Raw genomic sequence first — 21,382 nt, forward strand, 5'->3', positions numbered from 1 at the left:
ACGCTGTCAGAAGGGGATGGGTTGGGGTGGTCGGGGTGGCCGGGGTGGGAAGTCGACGCGGTAGCGGTTCCAGCTGGGGTTGAAGTCGAGGTCGATGCGTGGTGGTGGGCCGCCGATGGTGTTGCCGTTGATGTCGAACGCGATCGGGTAGGCGCGGGGTTGGGCGTTGTCGGGTCCGCCGAGGAGTTCGATGAGTTCTTCTTCGAAGGTGGTGGGGATGTCGGTGGGGTCGTTTGCGATGCGGCCAGCCGTGGTGGGGTCGCGGTGGGTGGCTCCGGCGGTGATGAGGTGCAGGTGGTCCACGGGCCACGTGGTGCGTTGCAGCCCGGTGGGGTCACACCAGGTGACGGTGCCGTTGGGGTGGAGCTTGATGGTCCAGCCGTCGCGTTGCTTGATCCGGTGGTGGCGCCGACACAACGCCATGAGGTTGGTCGGGGACGTGGGACCCGAGGGCCAGGGGCGAACATGATCCAGGTCGCACTGGCGTGCGGGCACAGGGCACCCGGGGAAGCGACAGGATCCGTCGCGCAACCGGATGAGTCTGGCCATACCGTCCGGGACCCGGTAGGACTGGCTGAAGTCGACGAGGTCCTGACCGGAGCGTTCGGCTTTGCGGTGAGCACGTCGGGCGCGAGCCTGACCACGAGCCAAGGCGGCGGGTACGTCACCGTGCAGGAGGGCACCAGTGTCGCGGTCGCAGGTCAGGTCACGGTCGGAGGTACCAGCAGCGTCGAGCCATTCGCGCCGCACGAACGTCGTGCCACCCAGGCCCAACCCACCGACCTCGACGAGATCCTCCGTCGCACAGGTCGCCGCAGCGTCAGCGGCAGTGGCAGTGGTGGTGTCGTCGGCGGCTGGTGTGTCGTGGGCGGCGCGGGTGGTGTGGACGACGACTGTGACATCACTGTGTTCGAGGATCAGTTCCATCATCGCGTCAGCCCGAGCCAACTCCAGGCTGTCGGCCTTCTTCTCCCGCACGAGTTGGCGGGCGCGTTCGGTGACAGCGGCCCACGCTCCCCGCGCGTCTTCGACACGGAAGTCACCGCGCCAGTGATCGGTGCCGTTGACGCCGGTGCGACGCGTCAATCCGCGCCGGGCGCGCTCGTCCTCGACGTGCGCGGTGACCGCGTCCGGGTCCACCAGCGCTGCGGTGCGGGCCAGGAGTTGACGCAACGGTCCGACGGTCAGCTGCCCCCACACGTCCTTGACCCGGTCCACCACCTCCGCGGCGGACTGCGCCGAGAGGAACTCCGTCTCCTCGGTCACGACTCGCGCACGGTACTCATCCAGGTCACCACTGGCCATGGCATCGACCACGGCCGGGGTGCGGGTCATCTGCCGGATCGCGTCCAGGATCCGGTTCGTCGCCACGAACACCGAACACCCCAACCTGGGTGCCGCCAGCTCGGGCCCGTCCAGGCGTTGGTAGCCCAACCCGTGGTGCACCTCGGCAGGCATGCCGTCCTCCTGCCGGTGCGCATCGCGCGCGGACAGGTGCGCCAACGCGACCGCCTGCCGGGCCGACGCCGCGTCCTTCTCGCGCTGCGCAAGCTCGATGACGTCCAGGAGTTCCTCGGAACTCAACTGGTCAGCGCAAGCACGCAACGCGGCATACCGGCCCTCAAGGGCGGCGGTCGCGGCGGTGCTTTCCATGACCCCAGAATACTCGAACGTGAGTTCTAGAGTCAAGCATTTCGGGCTACGCTCTGGGCTGAATTGCGAACTGGCACAACCCAATTCACCAAAGTGGCATGACAAGTCGGGTCCTCGTCAACCACGCTACAACCGGCCTCTGACAGTCCTCGGGCCACCCTCCCGTTGAGCAGGTCAGGCTGGCTTGTGGTTGTCGGCGGCCCAGGCCTTCGCGATCAGTTCTCGCAGTACGGTGGCGTCGACGTCGCTGAGCTCCTTGACGTAGAGGCAGCCCTTGCCGGTCGTGCTTCCAGAGCAGGTCGGTGTTGGAGCCGTAGTAGGTCAGGCCGCAGAGCGTCAGCGCGGCTTTGCGTGGCGCGAGCCCGAGCGCGAACCATTCGCGCTGCTTGCCAGCGGTCGGAGGCGTCGGCGTCGGCGTCGGCGTCGGCCGGGCCCGGCTGGGTCAGGCGATCTCCGTGCTCGGCGGGCGTGGCGCCGTCACGGGATCGGGAGTTCCTTGAGAGTGACGGGCTTGCCGGTATGCCGTGTGCTCAGGTCCGCGAACGCCTGACGGATCGTCTTGGCGTAGAGGTGTGCGCCCACGCGGGAGGGGTGCATCCCGTCGGACTGGAGCTGACCGGTCGTGCCCTTGAGGGCGGAGTCCCAGTCGGCCAGCGCGACGTTGTCACGGCCCGCGACGAGCTCCTTGAGAGCGTTGTTGTCGGAGGCGATGCGGTTGATGCGACCGTGAAGGGTGACGAGGACGACCATGCGGTCGGGGCCGAGCGCGTCGAGGGTTTGGCGAGCCCGGTCGAGGTCGGTGCCGGCGTTGGTCCCGAGTGCTAGGACGACGGCGCGACGGTTCGCGGTGCCGCGGGCACTGGCGAGCTTGAGGCCCTCGGCCCACTGACGGTTGGAGCGGGCGTCAATGCGAATGCCGGGGAAGTAGTAGCGCAGGGCGTGGACGCTGCCCACCATCATCGAGTCGCCGTATCCGTCGATCTCGTTGCCGGTCGGCATCGCCCACGACTGCGCGATGGGTGCGGCGGGCTTGGCCGATGAGGCCGGGGCGGGAGCCGAGGACCCTGACGCAGGAGAGGTCGACGGGGTGGGCTTCGAGGTGGGGAGGGGTGCGGAAACCGTTGCGGCAGCGGCGTTTGCGTCGAGGAGCTGCTCCACTCGGGTCCGCGTGGGAGCCGTCACCAGGACCACGGTCAGCACGATGGCGAGGACGGCCACCCCGGCCCACACCGCCCGGGCGGTGCGGGTGCCGGCGTAGCGGATCGAGTGGAGGAGGTGAGCGGCAGCACCACGGAAGCCGCGCTGACGCACCGGCGTCTCGATGAGGCGGTAGGACAGGTCGGCGATCGCCGCGGTGACGACGATGCACCAGAGCCGCGACCAGAGGTAGTCATCGGCGCCGCGGGAGGCCCACGGGAGGTCGGCCTCGACGATGAGGATCACCGGCCAGTGCCAGAGGTAGAGACCGTAGGACCGCTCGCCGATCCACCGCAGGACGGGCAGGTCGAGGACTGAACGCAGAGGGGTGGGACGCTCCACGACGCCCAGGACAAGGACGGTGGTCGCGAGCGACGCCGCGAGGATGCCGCCGCGGAAGGTCAGGGGGGTCGACTCGTCGAGCAGGGCCACGAGCGCGACGAGCACCAGACCGGCGACGGCCACGGCGGGGACGCGAATGCGTTGCCACGTGGAGGTCGAGGTCCAGGCGCGGTGAGGTGCCGCCCAGGCGAAGGCGAGGGCAGCGCCGAGCATGAGGCCCGTCAGGTGGGTGTCGGTGCCGTAATAGACCCGGGTCGCGCCCATCGCCGGGTCGTAGCTGCTCGCCATCAGGACGGCCGAACCCAGGGCGAGTGCGACGGCGACGCCTGCGCGAACCCGTGAGGACGGCGCGAGCCGGAGCAACACGAGGGCGACCACGGGCCACACGAGGTAGAACTGCTCCTCGACCGCGAGGGACCAGAGGTTCATGAGCAGCTGCGGTGCGGTGCTGTGGAAGTAGTCGGAGCCGGCGGCGATCTCGAGCCAGTTGCTCGTGAAGGTGAGGGCGCCCACGGCCTGGCGTCGGATGCCCACGAGGAGGTCGGTCTCGACGAGCCGGGCCAGGAGGATCGTGCTCGGGACGAGGACCAGCAGAGCGGGCAGGAGGCGCCGGGCGCGACGCGTCCAGAAGCCGCGGAGGTCGACCCGCCCGTCGCGTTCGTGCTCGCGCACGAGGAGCGTGGTGATGAGGAATCCGGAGATGACGAAGAAGACGTCGACGCCGAGGAACCCACCGGGCAGCCAGCGCGGGTCGAGGTGGAACGCGAGGACGGCGAGGATCGCCATGGCGCGCAGCCCATCGAGCCCGGGCAGGCGGCCTGCCGGGCGCATCGGTGCGCTGCGGGACGAAGTCGACGTGCTCGTCGCCCCGGGTCCCGCGTGCGAGCTCTCCACGCTCATGTCCTCAGGCTAAGGAGGGGCACTGACAGGGTCAGGGAGGCGCGCTGGGGAGTGGCGGACCTAGCATCGCGCCATGGAAACCAGCCAGGACCCCGGCGGCGACGGGCTGCAGTCCGTCCGCGTGACCGTCAACGTGCGGGGGAGGGTGCAGGGCGTGGGCTTCCGGTGGTGGACTCGGGCCCGGGCGCTGGAGCTGGGCCTGGTCGGGCACGCCCGCAACACCTCTGACGGTCGGGTCGAGGTCGTGGCGCAGGGGCCGCGCGGTGCGATCGCGCGCTTCCTCGACGTCCTCGCCGAGCAGCCCTCGACGAAGCACCGCCCTGGCCAGGTCCTCTCGGTCTCGACTCCCCTCGAGAGCGCACCGCGACCCGACGCCACTGGCTTCCTGGAGCGCTGATCCTGAGGTTCGTCCGCGACCACACTCACAGGGTTGCCGGCCGGGACGTTGTTCAGGATGTGACTGTCACTCAGCTGCCCACCACCCCTGTCCTTCATGAAGGCATCGATCCCGCAATCCTGTATTTCGGGACTCCCGTCGTTCTCGTCAGTACGACGAACAGCGATGGGACCTCCAACCTCGCTCCGGTCTCCTCAGTGTTCTGGCTGGGGCGAACGGCGGTGTTGGGCTTCGGGCTGGCCTCTCACACGGTCGCCAACCTTCGCCGCGAACGGGAATGCGTCCTCAACCTCCCTAGCGCTTCCCTCGTGGGCGCGGTCGACCGACTGGCACTCACCACCGGGGCGCCGGTCGTCAACCAGGCCAAAGCGGGGCGCGGCTACGTCCATGTCAAGGACAAGTTCGCCCACGCCGGTCTCGCGCCCCGTCCGAGCGAGACGGTGGCACCTCCGGGCGTGATGGAGTGCCCGGTCGTCCTCGAGAGCACGCTTCTGGCGATCCACACGACGGATTTCCATCTTGTACAGGTCGAGGTGGGGCGGACGTTCATCCATCCGGGCCTGCGACTCGAAGGGCATGACAACCGGATCGACCCGGAGCGTTGGCGCCCGCTCATCATGAGCTTCCAGAGGTTCTTCGGTCTCGGCGACGAGGTGCACCCGTCGAGACTCGCCTCGATCGACGAGGAGATGTACCGCTGAGTGGAGTGGACGGCATACCGGGTCGTGGGACGCACGGACCACGCGAGGGGATCGTTTCTACGATGGACGGATGAGTGACGTCCCTCCGGAGCTGGCCCGCCTGCGTTCGAGCATCGACAACATCGACGCGGCTCTCGTGCACCTGCTCGCAGAGCGCTTCAAGTGCACCCAGCAGGTTGGCGAGCTCAAGGCGGACGAGGGTATGCCGCCCGCGGATCCCGCGCGCGAGGAGCGTCAGATCTTGCGGTTGCGCGGCTTGGCGGACGAGAGTGGCCTCGACCCAGAGTTCGCCGAGAAGTTCATCAACTTCGTCATCGCCGAGGTCATCCACCACCACGAGTCGATCGCCAAGGGCTGACCCCAGAAGTCACTTGCGTCACACGCGTCACAGGCGACGCAGGCAACACAGAGGTGCTGCTGGTTCCACGGTGGCGCTGCGACCCGCCGGTACAGTGAGCGGTCAACCAGCAGCCCCCGAGGAACCGAGAGTCATCGCGTGTACGTCAAGAGCCTGACCCTCAAGGGGTTCAAGTCCTTCGCCTCGGCCACGACCATGCGCCTCGAGCCCGGCATCACCTGCATCGTCGGCCCCAACGGCTCCGGGAAGTCCAACGTCGTCGACGCCCTCGCCTGGGTCATGGGTGAGCAGGGTGCCAAGACGTTGCGCGGCGGCAAGATGGAGGACGTCATCTTCGCCGGCACCGCCGGGCGCCCGCCCCTGGGTCGCGCCGAGGTCAGCCTGACGATCGACAACACCGACGGCGCGCTCCCGATCGACTACGCCGAGGTGACCATCACCCGGACGATGTTCCGCAATGGTGGCTCCGAATACGCCATCAATGGCACCCCCAGCCGGTTGCTCGATATTCAGGAACTGTTGTCCGACAGCGGAATTGGCCGCGAGATGCACGTCATCGTCGGCCAGGGGCAGCTCGACGCCGTCCTGCGCGCGACCCCCGAGGAGCGCCGCGGCTTCATCGAGGAGGCGGCCGGTGTCCTCAAGCACCGCAAGCGCAAGGAACGCGCCCTCCGCAAGCTCGATGCGATGGAGGCAAACCTCACGCGCGTCCACGACCTCACCGGTGAGATCCGCCGCCAGCTCGGCCCGCTCGGACGCCAGGCCGAGGCCGCCCGCAAGGCCGCCGTCATCCAGGCCGAAGCCCGTGACGCACGCCAGCGACTGCTCGCCGACGACCTCGTCCAGCTCACGTCGACCCTCGAGCAGGAGGTCGCCGACGAGACCGCCCTCATCGAGCGCCGCACCACCGTCGAGAACGCCCTCGAGTCCTACCGCTCGCGGATCACCGAGATCGAGCGTCAGGCCTCCGATGCCGCCCCCGAGCTCGGGCGCTCACAGGACCGTTTCGTCAAGCTCCAGTCGTTGCGTGACCGCCTCGAGTCCACGGCGTCCGTCGCACGCGAGCGCGTCCGGCTCCTCAGCCAGGACGACGTCGACGAGACGACGACCGGCCGCGACCCCGAGGAGCTGCGAGCCCAGGCGGCGCAGGCCCGCGAGGCCGAGCAGAAACTTCTTGCCGAGGTCGCGACGGCCGCCGAGCAGCTCGCCGCGTCCGTCACCGCCCGTGAAGATGCAGAGAAGGCGTATGCCGCGGAGCAGGATCGCTTGTCCCGTCTCGCCCGCGCCGCGGCCGACCGGCGCGAGGGCCTGGCCAAGCTCGCCGGACAGGTGGGCGCACGCCGCAGCCGCATCGAGGCGGGAGAGGCCGAGATCGGTCGCCTGCGTGGAGTGATCGAGGCCTCGCAGGCCCGAGCCACCGAGGCCGAGCAGTCGTTCGCGCGCCTCGAAGGCACCGTCGCCAACGACGAAGAGGGTGAAGAGGGCCTCGACAGTGCCTACGAGACCGCCGCCGAGGAACTCGCCGAGATCGAGGGACGCATCGTCGCCCTCGAGAACTCCGAGCGCGAGGCCGAGCGTGATCGTTCGTCCGCCGCCGCGCGCGTCGAGGCTCTTGGCCTCAGCCTGCGCCGCAAGGACGGCGCCGCAGCCCTGCTCGCCGCCTCGGACGCCGACCACGGCATCGTCGGCACCGTCGCCTCCCTGCTCCAGGTCACCGGCGGCCACGAGGGCGCGGTTGCTGCGGCCCTCGGCTGGGCCTCCGAAGCCCTCGCGGTCGGTTCTGCCAAGCAGGCGGCCAGCGCCGTCGACCGCCTCCGCCAGGAGGACCAGGGTCAGGCCACGCTTCTCGTCGGCGACACCGCGAAGTCGTCGAACCCCAGCACCTGGCCCGATCTCGACGGCTCCGGCGTGTGGGCTCGTGATGTGGTCTCCGCTCCGGCCGATGTGCTGCCGGCCGTCGAACAGCTCCTCGACCGCGTCGCTCTCGTCTCCACCGTCGAGCACGCCCTCGCCCTCGTTGCGCGCGGCGACGGGATCACTGCCGTCACCGACGACGGCGACGTCTTCGCACCGGGTTGGGTCCGCGGTGGATCCAGCGCAGGCGAATCCCTCCTCGAGATCCAGTCGGCCCTCGAGGAGGCACAGGCAGCCGTTGCCGCCGCCACGACCAAGAGCGAGCAGACCCGGTTCGGTCTCGCCACCGAGCGTGAGAAGGCCGCAGCAGTCACCGAGCGGGTCGAAGCCGCCCTCGAAGCGCTCCACGACAGCGACGCCCGCATGGCCGCGGTCGCCGAACAGCTCGGTGGGCTGCAGTCCACGATCCGCACGAGCCGCGCCGAGGTCGAGCGCACCGAGCGGACCGTCGCCGACGCCGAGGCCGCGCTCGAGAACGATCGGCTCGAATTCACTGCCCTGACGGGCCGATTGGACGAGGCGAGCGCCGAGCCGACCGAGTCCGAAGAGCCCTCGACCGACGAGCGCGACGACCTCGAGCTGGCCGCCAGCCGGGCCCGCACCGCCGAGACCGAGCTGCGCCTCACCCTGCGCACCCGTGAGGAGCGCGCCCGCTCCCTCAAGGGTCGGGCCGACTCGCTCGAAGGCGCCGCTCGCAACGAGATCCAGGCCCGCGAGAAGCTGCGCCAGCGCCAGGAACGACGCCGTCGGGAGGTGACGATCGCCGACGCAGTGAGCCGCGCGGCGGCATACGCCACCGATCGCATGGCGAGCGCGCTGGAACGCGCCGCGCGACTGCGCGAGGACGCCGAACGGCAGCGCACCGAACGCGACACGGCGGTCCACGCGCTGCGCGCCGAGATGGGCACCCACCAGGACGAGCTGCGAGAGCTCACCGACTCGGCCCACCGCGACGAGGTGGCCCGGGCCCGACAGCTGGCCCGCATCGAGCAGCTGCAGGCCAAGGCCGTGGAGGAGCTCGGCGTCGACCCCGACGTCCTCATGGAGGACTTCGGGCCGCACCAGCTCATCCCGTTCATCGCCGGCCCCGACCATGAGGGCGACCTGCCCATGCCGTCGGCGTTCGTGCGTGACGAGCAGGAGAAGCGCCTGCGCCGGGCCGAGCGGGGACTGTCTGCCCTGGGTCGGGTCAACCCGCTCGCGCTCGAGGAGTTCGCGGCGCTCGAGGAGCGCCACAAGTTCCTGACCGAGCAGCTCGAGGACCTCAAGAACTCCAAGCGCGACCTCCTCGACATCGTCAAGTCCGTCGACGAGCGCGTCGAGCAGGTCTTCACCGAGGCCTTCCACGACACGGCCGCGCAGTTCGAGCAGGTCTTCCAGCGGCTGTTCCCCGGCGGTGCCGGTCAGCTCATCCTCACCGACCCGAGCAACATGCTCACCACGGGCATCGAGGTCGAGGCCCGCCCGCCCGGCAAGAAGGTCAAGCGCCTCTCACTGCTCTCCGGTGGCGAGCGCTCCCTCGTGGCCGTGGCCATCCTCGTGTCGATCTTCAAGGCGCGGCCCAGCCCGTTCTACATCATGGATGAGGTGGAGGCGGCCCTCGACGACACCAACCTCGGCCGGCTCATCACGCTCTTCGAAGAGCTGCGGGACAGCAGCCAGCTCATCGTCATCACCCACCAGAAGAAGACGATGGAGATCGCCGACGCGCTCTACGGCGTGAGCATGCGCGGCGACGGCATCACCACGGTCGTGTCGCAGCGCATCCGCGACGTCGCCGCCTCTGCCTGAAACCCCAGTCGGGAAAGAATCAGTTGTTGACGCGACCGAAGGTCTCGAGCGGCCAGATCCGGAACACGACGGGCCCCACGACGCGGTTGAGCGGCACGAAGCGCGCACACCCCTGCGCCACGGTGCCGCCTCGGCAGTTGACGACCGAGTCGGCCGACTGCGAACGGTGATCGCCGAGCACGAGGAGCCGATCGGTGGGGACCCGGATCTCCGGGAAGCACCGTGAGGACCGGGGCGTCGTGTCGCACGTGAGCTCCGTGGCGCGGAACGTGTGGTCCTGATAGACGTAGGGCTCCACGAGCGGCTCGCCGTTGACGACGACCCGCCCGTCCTCGTCGCAGCACATCACCTGGTCGTCGGGGAGGCCGATGACCCTCTTGACCGTGTATGCCGTGTTCGACGGGCCGATCCCGGTGAGGTCACCGACCTTGCGGGCCGCCTTGACGAACGGATTGGGGGACTCGGGGAGCTCCGCGTCCTGCCACGTCGCGCCGTGTGAGAAGACGACGATGTCGCCGCGATCCACGGTGGAGTTCGTGCGATTGACGATGATGCGGTCACCGATGCGCAGGGTCTGCTCCATCGACTGCGACGGCACGCCGAACGGTTTGGCGACGAACGTCTGGATGAGCGCGACCGCGAGGACGGCAATCAGGATCTCGAACCCCACCGGTAGCCTTCGGCGGGTCCGTCGAGGGGCCCCTGCCGAAGTCGTCGCCGTCACGCGGCAGAGCCTACGCGGCGCCTTGCCGTGTAGGCGCGTCAACTCACTGCGGGGTGTCGTTTTGCAGGTTGGGGCCCTGCTGGGAGACCCTTGGCACATGGTTGCGCTCATCATCGGCATGCTCGTCTGCGTCGGACTCGCCCTGGCTGTGGTCGCGCTCGTCGCGGTGCCTGCTCGGCGCGATGGTCGTGACCTCCTCACGCCCAAGGGTGAAGAGGTCGTGACCGCGCTCAAGGAGCGTCAGCAGTCGGCCCGCCAGCGCCTGGAGCGCGGCGACCCCGATGACGACGAGGCGGCGACCGACACAGACATGTCGCCGACCGCTCCCGTCGACCCCGCCCGCTCCTGATGCGCTCCGGGATCGACCACTCCGCCAGCGACCCCGAAATCCGTCCCCAGGACGACCTCTTCGGGCACGTCAACGGCGGCTGGGTCGCTCGCACCGAGATCCCCGCTGATCGCGGTCGCTACGGCTCCTTCGACATGCTGCGCGAGAGCGCTGAGCAGCAGGTCCGCGACATCATCACCGCCGTCGCCGAGGGCGAGCCGGAGGCCGGCACGGTCGCACGCAAGGTTGGCGATCTCTACAGCTCCTTCATGGACCAGGCGCGCATCGAGCAGCTCGGCGTCGAGCCCCTCGCGCCCTTCCTGACCGCCATCGACAAGGTCACGAGCACGCGTGACGTCCTCGCCCTCCTCGGCCGCTTCCTGCGGGCCGGGGTCGACGGACTCGTCCACCCCATCGTCAACACCGACGACCGCGACTCGACTCGCTACGTCGTCTACCTCGAGCAGGCCGGCATCGGTCTGCCCGACGAGGCCTACTACCGCGAGCCGCGGCACGAGGTGATCCGGTCCGCGTATCCGCCGCACGTCGCACGCATGCTGACTCTTTCCGGCGTGTATGCCGGTGACTCGGCGACCGCTGCCGCCGACCGTGTCATGGCTCTCGAGACCCGTCTCGCGGCTTCGCACTGGGACACCGTCGCCAACCGTGACGCGGTCAAGACCTACACGCTCGTCGACCGGGCCGGGCTCGACGAGCTGACGCCCGGCGTCGACTGGGACGCCTTCCTCGAGGGCGCGCAGGCGCCCGAGGGAGCGTTCGACCAGGTCATCGCCCGCCAACCCGACTTCCTGCAGGCGATCAGCGCGGCCCTGGCCGAGGTTGACCTCGCGGACTGGCAGGACTGGCTGCGCTGGCGCGTCGTCCACGCGCTCGCGCCCTATCTCGCAGACGCGATCGTCGCCGAGAACTTCGACTTCTTCGGCCGCACGCTCTCGGGCGTCCCGGAGATCCGGGAGCGGTGGAAGCGCGGAGTGGGACTGGTCGAGGAAGCCCTCGGCGAGGCCGTCGGTCAGCTCTATGTCGACCAGCACTTCCCGCCGCGGGCCAAGGACCGCATGGTCGAGCTCGTCGCCAACCTCGTCGAGGCGTTCCGACGCAACTTCGACACCCTCGAGTGGATGGGCACCGACACCCGGCGCGAGGCCCTGGCCAAGCTCGAGGCCTTCACTCCCAAGATCGGCTACCCCGACCAGTGGCGCGACTACTCCGCGCTCGCCGTCGACGCCGAGGACCTCATCGGCAACGTCGCGCGGGCCTCGGCCTTCGAGGTCGACCGCAACCTCGCGAAGCTCGGCCGCCCCGTCGACCGCGACGAGTGGTTCATGACGCCGCAGACGGTCAACGCCTACTACAACCCCGGCCTCAACGAGATCGTCTTCCCGGCCGCCATCCTGCAGCCGCCGTTCTTCGACGTCGATGCCGAGGACGCCGTCAACTACGGCGGTATCGGTGCCGTCATCGGGCACGAGCTCGGGCACGGCTTCGACGACCAGGGCTCGCAGTTCGATGGCCTGGGCAACCTGCGCAACTGGTGGACCGAGGCCGACCGCGAGAACTTCGACGGTCGCGCCCAGCAGCTCATCGCCCAGTTCAACGACCTGGAGTCGCGCGACGCACCCGGCCACAAGGTCAACGGCGCGCTCACGGTCGGCGAGAACATCGGTGACCTCGGCGGGCTCACGATCGGGCACGCGGCATACCGGATCTCCACGGAGGGCGCCGAAGCGCCCGTCCTCGACGAGCTCACGGGTGACCAGCGATTCTTCGTCGGCTGGGCCCGTGTGTGGTGCGGTCTGGCCCGCGAGGCCGAGGCCGTGCGCCTGCTCGCCATCGACCCGCACGCGCCGATGGACCTGCGCGCCAACGCCGTACGCAACCTCAGTGAGTTCCACGAGGCGTTCGACGTCACCGAGGGTGACGCCATGTGGGTGCCCGAGAAGGACCGCGTTCGGATCTTCTGACGGCGCTGTCCTGGTGTGATGCGAGGATGGCGCGGTGAGCGCCATCGACACCCTCTGGGAATTCATTGCCGTCGGCTTCGGCCTGCTCGTCGTCCTCGGCGGGCTTGCTGCGACCCTCCTTCGAGGGCGAGGTGGAGCCACCAAGGAGCTGCCGCGTGAGCGGCCAGCCGATGCGCCGACGACGCCATCCGGGACGGGCTCCGACGGTGGTGACGATCTGCCGGCTGGTGGGTCGTCCGTCGACACCCTTCCGGCGCCGGGCGACGACACGGCAGTCGACGACACGGCAGTCGACGAGACCCTCCCGACGACCACCACCACCGATCTCGAGCGGCCGGAGTCCCCGCAGACCCGGCTCCAGCGCCTGCGCGCCCGCCTCGCCCGTTCCAACACCGCCCTGGGCAAGGGCCTGCTCGCCCTGCTCTCGCGCGGCGACCTCGACGAGCAGGCCTGGGAGGACGTCGAGGACACCCTCCTCACGGCCGACCTCGGCGTCGAGGCAACCACCGAGCTCGTCGACGCCCTGCGCACCAAGGTCAAGGTCCATGGCACTGCCGACGAAGCGACCGTGCGTGGCTGGCTGCGTGAGGAGCTCATCGCCCTCGTCGACCCGTCCATGGACCGCTCGATCACGTCGTCCCGAGTGGACGGACGGCCAGCCGTGATTGTCGTCGTCGGGGTCAACGGCACCGGCAAGACCACCACCGTCGGCAAGCTCGCCCGCGTTCTCGTCGCCGAGGACAAGGACGTCGTCCTCGGAGCGGCCGACACCTTCCGTGCCGCTGCCGCCGACCAGCTCCAGACCTGGGGTGAGCGTGTGGGCGTGCCCACGATCCGCTCCGACCGTGACGGTGCCGACCCCGCGGCCGTCGCCTTCGACGCCGTCAGGGGCGCTGCGGAGCTGGAGGCCGACGTCGTCATCATCGACACCGCCGGTCGGCTCCACAACAAGGTCGGCCTCATGGACGAGCTCGGCAAGGTCAAGCGCGTCATCGAGAAGCAGAGCCCCATCGACGAGGTCCTCCTCGTCCTCGACGCCACGACTGGGCAGAACGGCCTGCGTCAGGCCGAGGTCTTCAGCGAGGTCGTCGGCATCACCGGCATCGTGCTCACCAAGCTCGACGGCACCGCCAAGGGTGGCATCGTCATCGCCGTGCAGCGCAAGCTCGGCGTCCCCGTGAAGCTCATCGGGCTGGGCGAAGGTCCCGACGACCTCGCGCCCTTCGACCCCGAGGGCTTCGTCGATGCCATCATCGACTGATGAGCACTCCCATCAATCCAGCCCGGCTGGGGCCGGTCCTCGATCGCGACGCCGCGGTGGCTGCGTTCCTCGCGTGCGCCTCGGTGTCGCTGGAGCTCGCGTCCCGTGACCAGGTCGCGGCAGCGTGGGGCGACGACAGCTCCTGCGAGGGCATGTCCGTCGGCGGACTGACCCATCACCTCCTCCAGCAGCTCGTGAACTGCGGCAAGGGGCTGAGCGGACCGGCGCCGGCAGATGCCGCCGTCATCGGCTTGCTCGACCACTACGCGCAGGCACCCTGGGTCGCCGCCTCGCGTGAAGGTGAGATCGAGCCCGACCAGAACGCCAAGGACAACGGTGCGGCGCAGGCAGGGCCCGATGCCGTCCTCGACCTCGCTCGCCGCGCCCTCGCCGACCTCCCCTCGCTCTTCGCACAGCCGCGTGAGCCCGACGTCATCCACATCCCGTGGCAGGGCTGGTCCCTCGCCACGCCGGACTACCTCACCACCCGGATGATGGAACTCGTCGTCCACGGCGACGACCTGGCGTCGAGCGTCGACCTGCCCACCCCCGAGCACGAGCCCACCGTCGTGGCTGCAGTCCTCGGCCTGCTGGCCGAGGTGTCGCTGGCCCGGCACGGGCAGGTCGCCCTGGTTCGGGCGCTGAGCCGTCCCCAGCGACTGACCGGGAGCATCTCCGCCTTCTGAGTGTTCGTTTCTCCGGGTCGGCGCGGGCCGCGTAACCTCGGGCCCATGAACGTGGGGGAGAGTGCGGGGTTTGCGACTGCTGAGCCGTTGCGGCTGGGCCGTGTCGCGAAGGCGTGGCGGGCCGTCCTGACGGTCGTGCTCGTCGCTCTCTTCTGCGCCGGTTCTCTCGTGGGCAACGACCACTGGTGGCCGTTCAGCCCGTGGCGGATGTTCTCGACCTCGCAGGCCGCGACCGGATCGGTGTGGTCGACCGGCATCGAGGTCCGCACGGCCGACGCCCCCGCCGAGTGGATCCCCGCGCCCCTCAGCCCGGCCAATGTCGGGGTCAACCGGGCCGAGATCGAGGGCCGGATCCCTCAGATCAAGGCCGACCCCGCTCGCCTCGGCACCCTGGCCGAGAGCCACGCCAGGCTGCGACCGCACTCGGCGCCCTGGTTGGGACTGCGCGTCGTCGTGCACAAGATCGTCGTGGTCGATCGCAAGCCCACGGGCGAGGTCGAGACCGACGTCCTCGCCGAATGGTCGGCGTCATGAGGCGCCTGTCCGGGTGGCTGTTCGCCCCGATGCCGGTGGCCCGCGTCGCGGTGCTGCGCTGGCTCGTCTTCGCCTTCGTCATCATCGACGTCCTGCTGCTCCACACGTCCGGCTGGTACCACGGTTACGCCGACCCGGTCTGGTACGAACCGTTGGTCATGGGCAAGGTGCTCCACCTGCCCGCGGCCTCGGTGCTGCTCGTGCAGGGCCTCAAATGGGGCTGCGTCCTGGCGGCCCTCGCGGCCATGACCGGACGGGCGCCACGGCTGCTCGGCTGGACCGTCGCCGTGGGCTGGATCTGGTACCAGTACGTCGCCTTCAGCTACGGCAAGGTCGACCACGACCGGGCGGACTTCGTCGTCGCACTGGCCCTGCTGCCGACCGTGGGTCTCGCGCACCTGTCGGACCGTCGCCGGTCCGAGGCCGCCGGCTTCGCCCTGCGCGCCGTGCAGATGGCGGCCGTCGCGACCTACTTCCTCTCGGCCTGGGCCAAGCTCCGCTTCGGCGGAGTCGAGTGGGTCAACTCGGCCACCATGGTGCGCGCCGTGGTCCGCCGCGGAACCCCATGGGCCGAATGGCTGCTCGAGGTCCCGTGGACCCTGCACGCGGCCCAGTGGGGCCTGATGATCGCCGAGATCACGGCTCCGGTGATCTTCCTGCTGTCCGAGAGGTGGCGCCGCCGTGCCGTCGCGGGGTGGTTCGTCTTCCATGCCATGACGTATGCCGCGATCACGATCGCGTTCTGGCCGCACCTCGTGATGATGCTCGCGTTCCTCCCGCTGGAGGAGTACGCGGATCGGCTGCGGGTGCGCTGGGGGAGGAGTCGACCCGGCCGGTGGTGGGTCGAGCGAAGAGTCAGCTCGGGCGCTGGGCAGCGGGAAGCGAGCACGCCGGTGTCCCACCGGGCAGCCGGTGCCGGTTGAGCGCGACCCAGCGGTAGACCACACCGGCGAAGGCGTTGATGCCCGGGACGAGGATGACGGCACCGAGCGGCTTGAACGGCAGCCGGCCAGCGAGGAGCACGCGAGCGACAGCGTCCTGGGCCGAGCTGATTGTTCCCTTGGCCGAGACCCATTGCAGGGCCTCGTCGCACTGCTCGGCAGAGAGGCCCAGCCCGTCGAGGTCGGCGTCCTGGTAGGCGCTCACCGCGAAGTCGCCAGAACTCTTGCGCACCCCCGTGGTGACGAACCGGGACAACTTCGTGCAGACGCCGCAGTCGCCGTCATAGATGAGTACCGAGGTGGCCATGTCTCCAGTGTCGCACCGGTGAGATGGCCCTCGAAACGGGGGCGCGGGTCCCACGCTCTGGGTGGGCCGGCATACCCATTTGGTCGTGAAACACAGTTCTTACGCGAACCGGGAACGTGCAACATGGCTGTAACACAAGGCGGCGCGACGTGAAACGGGCCGATCGCAGACTGCTTCCCCATGAGCCCAACACTCCTCCCTCTCGCGGACACTCCCGCGATCGACGCATCGGCGACAGCCTTCGTCCTCCTCTGCTCCTCCCTGGTGCTGCTGATGACGCCGGGCCTCGCCCTCTTCTACGGCGGCATGACGCGCGCCAAATCCGTCCTCAACATGATGATGATGTCGTTCGGCGCCATGGGCGTCGTCGGTGTCATCTACGTGTTGTGGGGCTACTCCATGTCCTTCGGTGGCGCCAACATCGGCGGGATCATCGGCAACCCGTTCGAGAACTTCGGCCTCAAGGGCGTCGTGGGTGACGCCACCGGCGCCACGCTGGACGCCAACGGCACGGCCGTCATCGACGTCTTCGGTTCCGGTGCCTGGATCCCCGAGGTCCTCTTCGTCGGGTTCCAGCTGACCTTCGCGATCATCACCGTGGCGCTCATCAGCGGTGCCATCGCTGACCGCGTGAAGTTCTCGACCTGGCTGGTCTTCAGCGCCTTCTGGGTCACCCTGGCCTACTTCCCGATCGCGCACATGGTGTGGGGCGGCGGACTGCTCAGCGGGTCCGCTGACGGCATCTCGGCCATGATCTTCGGTGCGACCGACGGTGCGGCGAACATCCTGCCCATCGACTTCGCGGGTGGAACCGTGGTCCACATCAATGCCGGTATGGCGGGCCTCGTCCTCGCCCTCATCGTCGGCAAGCGCCTCGGCTTCGGCAAGACCGCCATGCGTCCGCACAACGTGCCGCTCGTCATGCTCGGTGCCGGCCTGCTGTGGTTCGGTTGGTTCGGCTTCAACGCCGGCTCCGAGCTCGCCGCCGACGGTGTCGCCAGCCTTGTCTGGGTCAACACCACCGTCGCGACCTGTGCCGCGATCCTCGGCTGGCTCGTCGTCGAGAAGCTGCGTGACGGTCACGCGACCTCGGTCGGTGCCGCCTCCGGTGTCGTCGCGGGTCTCGTCGCCATCACCCCCGCCTGTGGCGCCCTCTCGCCGTTGGGCTCGATCGTCCTCGGCGCCGTCGCCGGTGTCCTCGCGGCCCTCGCGGTCGGCCTGAAGTTCCGCTTCGGCTACGACGACTCGCTGGACGTTGTCGGCGTCCACCTGGTCGCCGGCATCTGGGGCACTGTCGGTGCCGGACTCCTCGCGACCTCCGGTGGACTGTTCTACGGTGACGGCCCGAAGCAGCTCGTCGTGCAGATCGTCATCGCGCTCGCCTCGATCGTCGTCTCCGGGATCGTCACGGCCATCATCGGTCTGGCCCTCAAGGCCACGATGGGCTGGCGCATCACCGACGACGACGAGGTCGCGGGCATCGACCAGGGCGAGCACGCCGAGTCCGGCTACGACCTGGTGTCCCGTGGTGGACGCTTGGGTACGACGTCGTCCGGCGCGCTGTCCCACGACGCTCGTCACCACGACGAACTCACCTCCGAAGGAGTCAAGGCATGAAGCTCATCACCGCCATCATCAAGCCCCACCAGCTCGACGCGGTGAAGGAAGCCCTCGAGGCCTACGGCATCTCCGGCATGACGGTCAGCGAGGCGTCCGGCTACGGCCGGCAGCGCGGACACAGCGAGGTCTACCGCGGCGCCGAGTACAACGTCGACTTCGTGCCGAAGATCCGCGTCGAGGTCCTCGTGGACGACATGGACTCCTCCAGCGTCGCCGACGTCATCCTCAAGGCGGCCCAGACGGGTCGCATCGGCGACGGGAAGATCTGGACCGTGCCCGTCGAGGACGTCGTCCGCGTCCGCACCGGCGAACGCGGCCCCGAAGCGATCTGAGGCTGAACCCGCGCAGCTACTGCACCGGAAGTGGGGCATTCACCCCGCTTACGGTGCAGTAGGTCCGGGGAAAGCCGGGACAGCGCATCGACCCAACGGCAGATCCAGGGGAGTGAACGCATGACTGACGTCACGGACGTTGCGGCTCGACGGCTCGACCTCGCGGGAACTCGGGCCTTCGAGACTGCTGGTTCCGGCGTGCAGCGCCGGCTCCGGCTCGCGGAGTTCAATCGCGAGTGGTTGGACGGCGTCTGGCAGGAGGCCACGAAGGGGCAGCGGATCGAGGGAGTCGCCCTCGCCGCGGTCGGCAGCGTCGGGCGCGGAGACGCCGGTCCGCTCTCGGACTACGACCTGGTCCTCCTGCACTACGGCAGGAACCTCTCGACCGACGAGATCACCCGCCTGGCCGACCGCATCTGGTACCCGATCTGGGACGCCGGGGTGCGGCTCGACCACAGCGTGCGGACGGTGAGCCAGTGCCGGACCGTCGCGGCCGAGGACCTGACCGCGGCGGTGGGCCTGCTCGACATCTCGGCTGTCGCAGGGGACGCCGAGGTCGTCGCGGCAGCGCGCGCCACGGTGAGCCACGACTGGCGGGCCAACGCTCGCAAGCGGCTGCCACAGCTCACCGAGGCCATGGCCGTGCGCCACCACCGCCACGGAGATCTCGCGCAGTCGATCGAACCCGAGCTCAAGGAGGCGCACGGCGGACTGCGCGACATGACCGTCCTTGCCGCCCTTGCCGAGGCCTGGCTCGCCGACCGACCGCGAGGTGAGGTGGACACGGCATACGGGCTCCTCCTCGACGTGCGCGATGCCGTGCACGTCACCACCGGTCGCGGGCGTGACCGCCTCGGACGCGAGGACCACGACGCCGTCGCCGCCCTGCTCGGCTACGACGACCCCGACGACCTGCTCGCCGACGTGTCGAACGCTGGCCGAGCCATCGCCTACGCCCTCGACGGGACCGTGCGCCGAGCCAGCCAGTCGCAACGCGCCCGCGTCCTGCGAGTCGGCCCGCGTCGTCCCCAGATGACGCCACTGGGCTACGGGCTGTTCGAGAGCGACGGCGAGGTGGTCCTCGGGACGGGTCGGCTCATCGACAGCGACCCGCACCTGCCACTGCGCGCCGCGGTGCTCGCCGCCCGGGCCAACCTGCCCATTGCGCCGACGACCCTCGAGAACCTCGCCAGCAAGTGCGCCGACCTGCCGACGCCGTGGTCGCCCCTGGCCCGGGGACTCTTCAGCGACCTCCTGGCGGCGGGCCCGGGTCTCGTCACCGTCTGGGAAGGACTCGACCAGCAGGGCATCATCGAGCGCTGGTTGCCCGAGTGGGCCTCGGTCCGTTCGCGCCCCCAGCGCAACGCCGTCCACCGTCACACGGTCGATCGCCATCTCATCGAGACCGTCGTTCACGCGACCGGGCTGCTGCGCGGCGTCAGCCGCGCCGACCTCCTTCTGCTCGCGGCCCTGCTCCACGACATCGGCAAGATCCCGGGCGCTCGCGACCACTCCGTGACGGGCGCGCCCATCGCCGAGGCGGTCATGCGACGGCTCGGGCACCCCGAGGACGATGTCGCTGTCGTCGCCTCGCTCGTGCGGGAGCACCTCACCCTCATCGAGCTCGCGACCCGCCGCGACCACTCGGACCCGCGCACCATCGACGCCGCGCTGGTCGCAGTTGACGGAGAGGCCGACAAGTTCGAGCTGCTCCTGGCCCTCACAGAGGCCGATGCGGTCGCTGCTGGCCCCAAGGCCTGGACCGACTGGCGGGCCGCGCTCCTGGGCCAGTTCGCCACGGCCGTGCGGGCGCGTCTCAGCCCCCCGACGCCTGCGGTCGGGCACGCCGAGCCGTCCCTCGTGCCCGACGACCTCATCAGCACCCTCGCCACGGGGGAGCCGTATGTCGAGGTCGTGTCAAATGGCGGCTCCTACCGGATCGACATCGCCGACCGTGACCGTCTGGGGCTCTTCGCCGACACGGCCGGGCTGCTCGCCGCCGAGGGTCTCGTGGTCCGCACCGCCGTGCTGCGGACCGTCGACGGGATCGCCGTCAACGAGTGGCACGTCGAGAGCCCCGGCGACACCGAGCCGGAGAAGGCCCGACTCGTGCGTGGGCTCATGCGGCTCGCCACCGGCGATCGTGGGCCGCTCAGCCTGCTCGACCGGCGCCGCCAGTTCGCCACACGACCAAGCGGGACGTCGACGATCGGGACGCCGGGGCAACCGCGTGCCCTCGTCGTGCCGGGTGCGAGCACCGACGCCACGGTCATCGAGGTTCGCGCCCACGATCGACCCGGGCTGCTCCACGAGCTGGGCATGTCGTTCGCCAAGGCGGGGGTGTCGGTCCGGTCGGCGCACATCGCGACGTATGCCGGCCAGACCCTGGACACGTTCTATGTCTCGGACTTCTCCGGCCGTCCACTCGAGCCGGCGAAGGTCGCGCAGGTCGTCGCCGCCGTCATCGACACCTGCGACGGCACCGCCTGACCGCACCGCTAGGTTGCCGCCATGGCACCTGACGTCGAGATCGAGGTGACGGCCGACCTGGTTCGGGCCCTGCTCGCGGATCAGGCGCCTCATTTCACCCAGTTCGCGATCACACCGGTCGCGAGCGGCTGGGACAACGCGGTCTTCCGACTGGGCGATGCGTATGCCGTCCGCCTACCGGTGCGGGCCGCTGCGGCTCAGCTCGTGGTCCACGAGCAGTTGTGGCTGCCCGTGGTGGCCGCTCGCCTTGACCTCCCAGTGCCTGTGCCGGTGGTCAATGGCGTTGCGGGACAGGGTTATCCGTGGTCGTGGAGCGTAGTGCGGTGGCTCGAAGGGGAGACTGTCGCCACCGTGCCCGTTGCTGGACGGCACGACATTGCGGGCGATCTCGGCGCCGTCCTTGCCGAACTGCACCGCGAGGCACCGGCCGACGCACCGCCCAACGACTTTCGCGGCATACCCCTTGCGCAGCGCGAAGCGCTGGACCGCGGGCGGCTTGAGATGCTGGCCACGAGCGAGCCCGACACTGCCGCCGTGCTGAGGACGTCGCTTGAGGAGGGGCTGTCGGCGCCGCGCTGGAACGGACCGGACCTGTGGGTCCACGGCGACCCGCACCCACTCAACCTGCTCACCGACGGGCGGCGCCTGACCGGCCTCATCGACTTCGGTGACATCGGTGCGGGCGATCCGGCGAGTGATCTTGCGACGGCGTGGCTGTCGTTCGACAGCGACGGACGGCGACGGTTCCTGGAGGCGTATGCCGGGTCCGGTCACCTCGACGACGCGCTCTGGACGCGCGGCAGGGGGTGGGCGGCCGCCCTCTCACTGGCGTTTCTCACCGTCGGAGGACCTGACGGAGCACTCCACGACGTCGCCAGACATGCAGTGCGTCAGCTGGCCTGACCGACTCCGGTTAACCTTGGG

Annotated in this window: 18 protein-coding genes; 14 read left to right on the forward strand and 4 right to left on the reverse strand. The window is 69.6% G+C overall.

What is annotated here, in order from left to right; translation table 11 throughout:
* Nucleotides 1–6 precede the first annotated feature (6 nt).
* Together ACFQRE_RS08780 and ACFQRE_RS08785 are read right to left on the reverse strand one after the other, a co-directional pair.
* Nucleotides 7–1,653 (reverse strand): HNH endonuclease signature motif containing protein, encoded by a 1,647-nt coding sequence (locus tag ACFQRE_RS08780; protein WP_380121197.1) that lies wholly within the window; start codon nt 1,651–1,653, stop codon nt 7–9.
* A 477-nt stretch (nt 1,654–2,130) separates the two neighbouring features.
* Nucleotides 2,131–4,092 (reverse strand): acyltransferase family protein, encoded by a 1,962-nt coding sequence (locus tag ACFQRE_RS08785; protein ID WP_380121199.1) that lies wholly within the window; start codon nt 4,090–4,092, stop codon nt 2,131–2,133.
* 73 nt (nt 4,093–4,165) lie between these two features.
* Between ACFQRE_RS08785 and ACFQRE_RS08790 the strand changes: the two genes are divergently transcribed.
* The 4 genes from ACFQRE_RS08790 (at nt 4,166) to smc (ending at nt 9,253) form a co-directional block, all read left to right on the forward strand.
* Nucleotides 4,166–4,489: an acylphosphatase gene (locus tag ACFQRE_RS08790; RefSeq protein ID WP_380121201.1), complete on the forward strand. Its 324-nt coding sequence runs from the start codon at nt 4,166–4,168 to the stop codon at nt 4,487–4,489.
* 59 nt (nt 4,490–4,548) lie between these two features.
* Nucleotides 4,549–5,190 (forward strand): flavin reductase family protein, encoded by a 642-nt coding sequence (locus ACFQRE_RS08795; RefSeq protein ID WP_380121203.1) that lies wholly within the window; start codon nt 4,549–4,551, stop codon nt 5,188–5,190.
* A gap of 70 nt (nt 5,191–5,260) precedes the next feature.
* Entirely contained in the window at nt 5,261–5,548 is a 288-nt protein-coding gene (locus tag ACFQRE_RS08800) for a chorismate mutase (RefSeq protein WP_380121206.1), read from the forward strand.
* Nucleotides 5,549–5,686: 138 nt separating this feature from the next.
* Nucleotides 5,687–9,253, forward strand: coding sequence for a chromosome segregation protein SMC (gene smc, locus ACFQRE_RS08805; RefSeq protein ID WP_380121208.1), 3,567 nt, complete (start codon nt 5,687–5,689; stop codon nt 9,251–9,253).
* Nucleotides 9,254–9,272: 19 nt separating this feature from the next.
* On the opposite strand, the gene lepB is transcribed toward smc, so the two are convergent.
* Nucleotides 9,273–9,923: a signal peptidase I gene (gene lepB, locus ACFQRE_RS08810; RefSeq protein WP_380121211.1), complete on the reverse strand. Its 651-nt coding sequence runs from the start codon at nt 9,921–9,923 to the stop codon at nt 9,273–9,275.
* A 151-nt stretch (nt 9,924–10,074) separates the two neighbouring features.
* Between lepB and ACFQRE_RS08815 the strand changes: the two genes are divergently transcribed.
* Genes ACFQRE_RS08815 through ACFQRE_RS08840 form a run of 6 tightly spaced genes read left to right on the forward strand, consistent with a single transcriptional unit; the run spans nt 10,075 to nt 15,691 of the window.
* Nucleotides 10,075–10,326, forward strand: a complete 252-nt coding sequence (locus tag ACFQRE_RS08815; RefSeq protein ID WP_380121214.1) for a hypothetical protein — start codon at nt 10,075–10,077, stop codon at nt 10,324–10,326.
* Nucleotides 10,326–12,287 carry a M13 family metallopeptidase gene (locus ACFQRE_RS08820; protein ID WP_380121216.1) on the forward strand — a complete coding sequence of 654 codons (1,962 nt, stop codon included), beginning with the start codon at nt 10,326–10,328 and terminating at the stop codon, nt 12,285–12,287. Before ACFQRE_RS08815 ends, ACFQRE_RS08820 begins: the two co-directional genes overlap by 1 nt.
* A gap of 34 nt (nt 12,288–12,321) precedes the next feature.
* Nucleotides 12,322–13,548 carry a signal recognition particle-docking protein FtsY gene (gene ftsY / locus ACFQRE_RS08825; RefSeq protein ID WP_380121219.1) on the forward strand — a complete coding sequence of 409 codons (1,227 nt, stop codon included), beginning with the start codon at nt 12,322–12,324 and terminating at the stop codon, nt 13,546–13,548.
* Nucleotides 13,548–14,234: a maleylpyruvate isomerase N-terminal domain-containing protein gene (locus ACFQRE_RS08830; RefSeq protein WP_380121221.1), complete on the forward strand. Its 687-nt coding sequence runs from the start codon at nt 13,548–13,550 to the stop codon at nt 14,232–14,234. Before ftsY ends, ACFQRE_RS08830 begins: the two co-directional genes overlap by 1 nt.
* Before the next feature lie 45 nt (nt 14,235–14,279).
* Nucleotides 14,280–14,768: a hypothetical protein gene (locus ACFQRE_RS08835; RefSeq protein WP_380121223.1), complete on the forward strand. Its 489-nt coding sequence runs from the start codon at nt 14,280–14,282 to the stop codon at nt 14,766–14,768.
* Nucleotides 14,765–15,691: a hypothetical protein gene (locus ACFQRE_RS08840; protein ID WP_380121225.1), complete on the forward strand. Its 927-nt coding sequence runs from the start codon at nt 14,765–14,767 to the stop codon at nt 15,689–15,691. Before ACFQRE_RS08835 ends, ACFQRE_RS08840 begins: the two co-directional genes overlap by 4 nt.
* Here the strand turns inward: ACFQRE_RS08840 and ACFQRE_RS08845 are convergent.
* The gene (locus ACFQRE_RS08845; RefSeq protein ID WP_380121227.1) at nt 15,624–16,016 is read right to left on the reverse strand and encodes a thiol-disulfide oxidoreductase DCC family protein; all 393 of its coding nucleotides are present in this window, start codon (nt 16,014–16,016) and stop codon (nt 15,624–15,626) included. The two genes, ACFQRE_RS08840 and ACFQRE_RS08845, sit on opposite strands and share 68 nt — an antisense overlap.
* 180 nt (nt 16,017–16,196) lie before the next feature.
* On the opposite strand from ACFQRE_RS08845, the gene ACFQRE_RS08850 reads away from it, so the two are divergent.
* The 4 genes from ACFQRE_RS08850 (at nt 16,197) to ACFQRE_RS08865 (ending at nt 21,361) form a co-directional block, all read left to right on the forward strand.
* Entirely contained in the window at nt 16,197–17,633 is a 1,437-nt protein-coding gene (locus ACFQRE_RS08850) for an ammonium transporter (RefSeq protein WP_380121229.1), read from the forward strand.
* The gene (locus tag ACFQRE_RS08855; protein ID WP_380121231.1) at nt 17,630–17,968 is read left to right on the forward strand and encodes a P-II family nitrogen regulator; all 339 of its coding nucleotides are present in this window, start codon (nt 17,630–17,632) and stop codon (nt 17,966–17,968) included. Before ACFQRE_RS08850 ends, ACFQRE_RS08855 begins: the two co-directional genes overlap by 4 nt.
* Before the next feature lie 120 nt (nt 17,969–18,088).
* Entirely contained in the window at nt 18,089–20,458 is a 2,370-nt protein-coding gene (locus ACFQRE_RS08860) for a [protein-PII] uridylyltransferase (protein ID WP_380121234.1), read from the forward strand.
* Between the two features lie 21 nt (nt 20,459–20,479).
* A complete protein-coding gene (locus tag ACFQRE_RS08865; protein WP_380121237.1) occupies nt 20,480–21,361 on the forward strand; it encodes an aminoglycoside phosphotransferase family protein in 882 nt (293 codons plus the stop codon).
* Nucleotides 21,362–21,382: the final 21 nt, after the last annotated feature.

It is taken from the genome of Knoellia pratensis (assembly GCF_042666395.1).
GTDB classification, from domain to species: Bacteria; Actinomycetota; Actinomycetes; order Actinomycetales; family Dermatophilaceae; genus Knoellia; species Knoellia pratensis.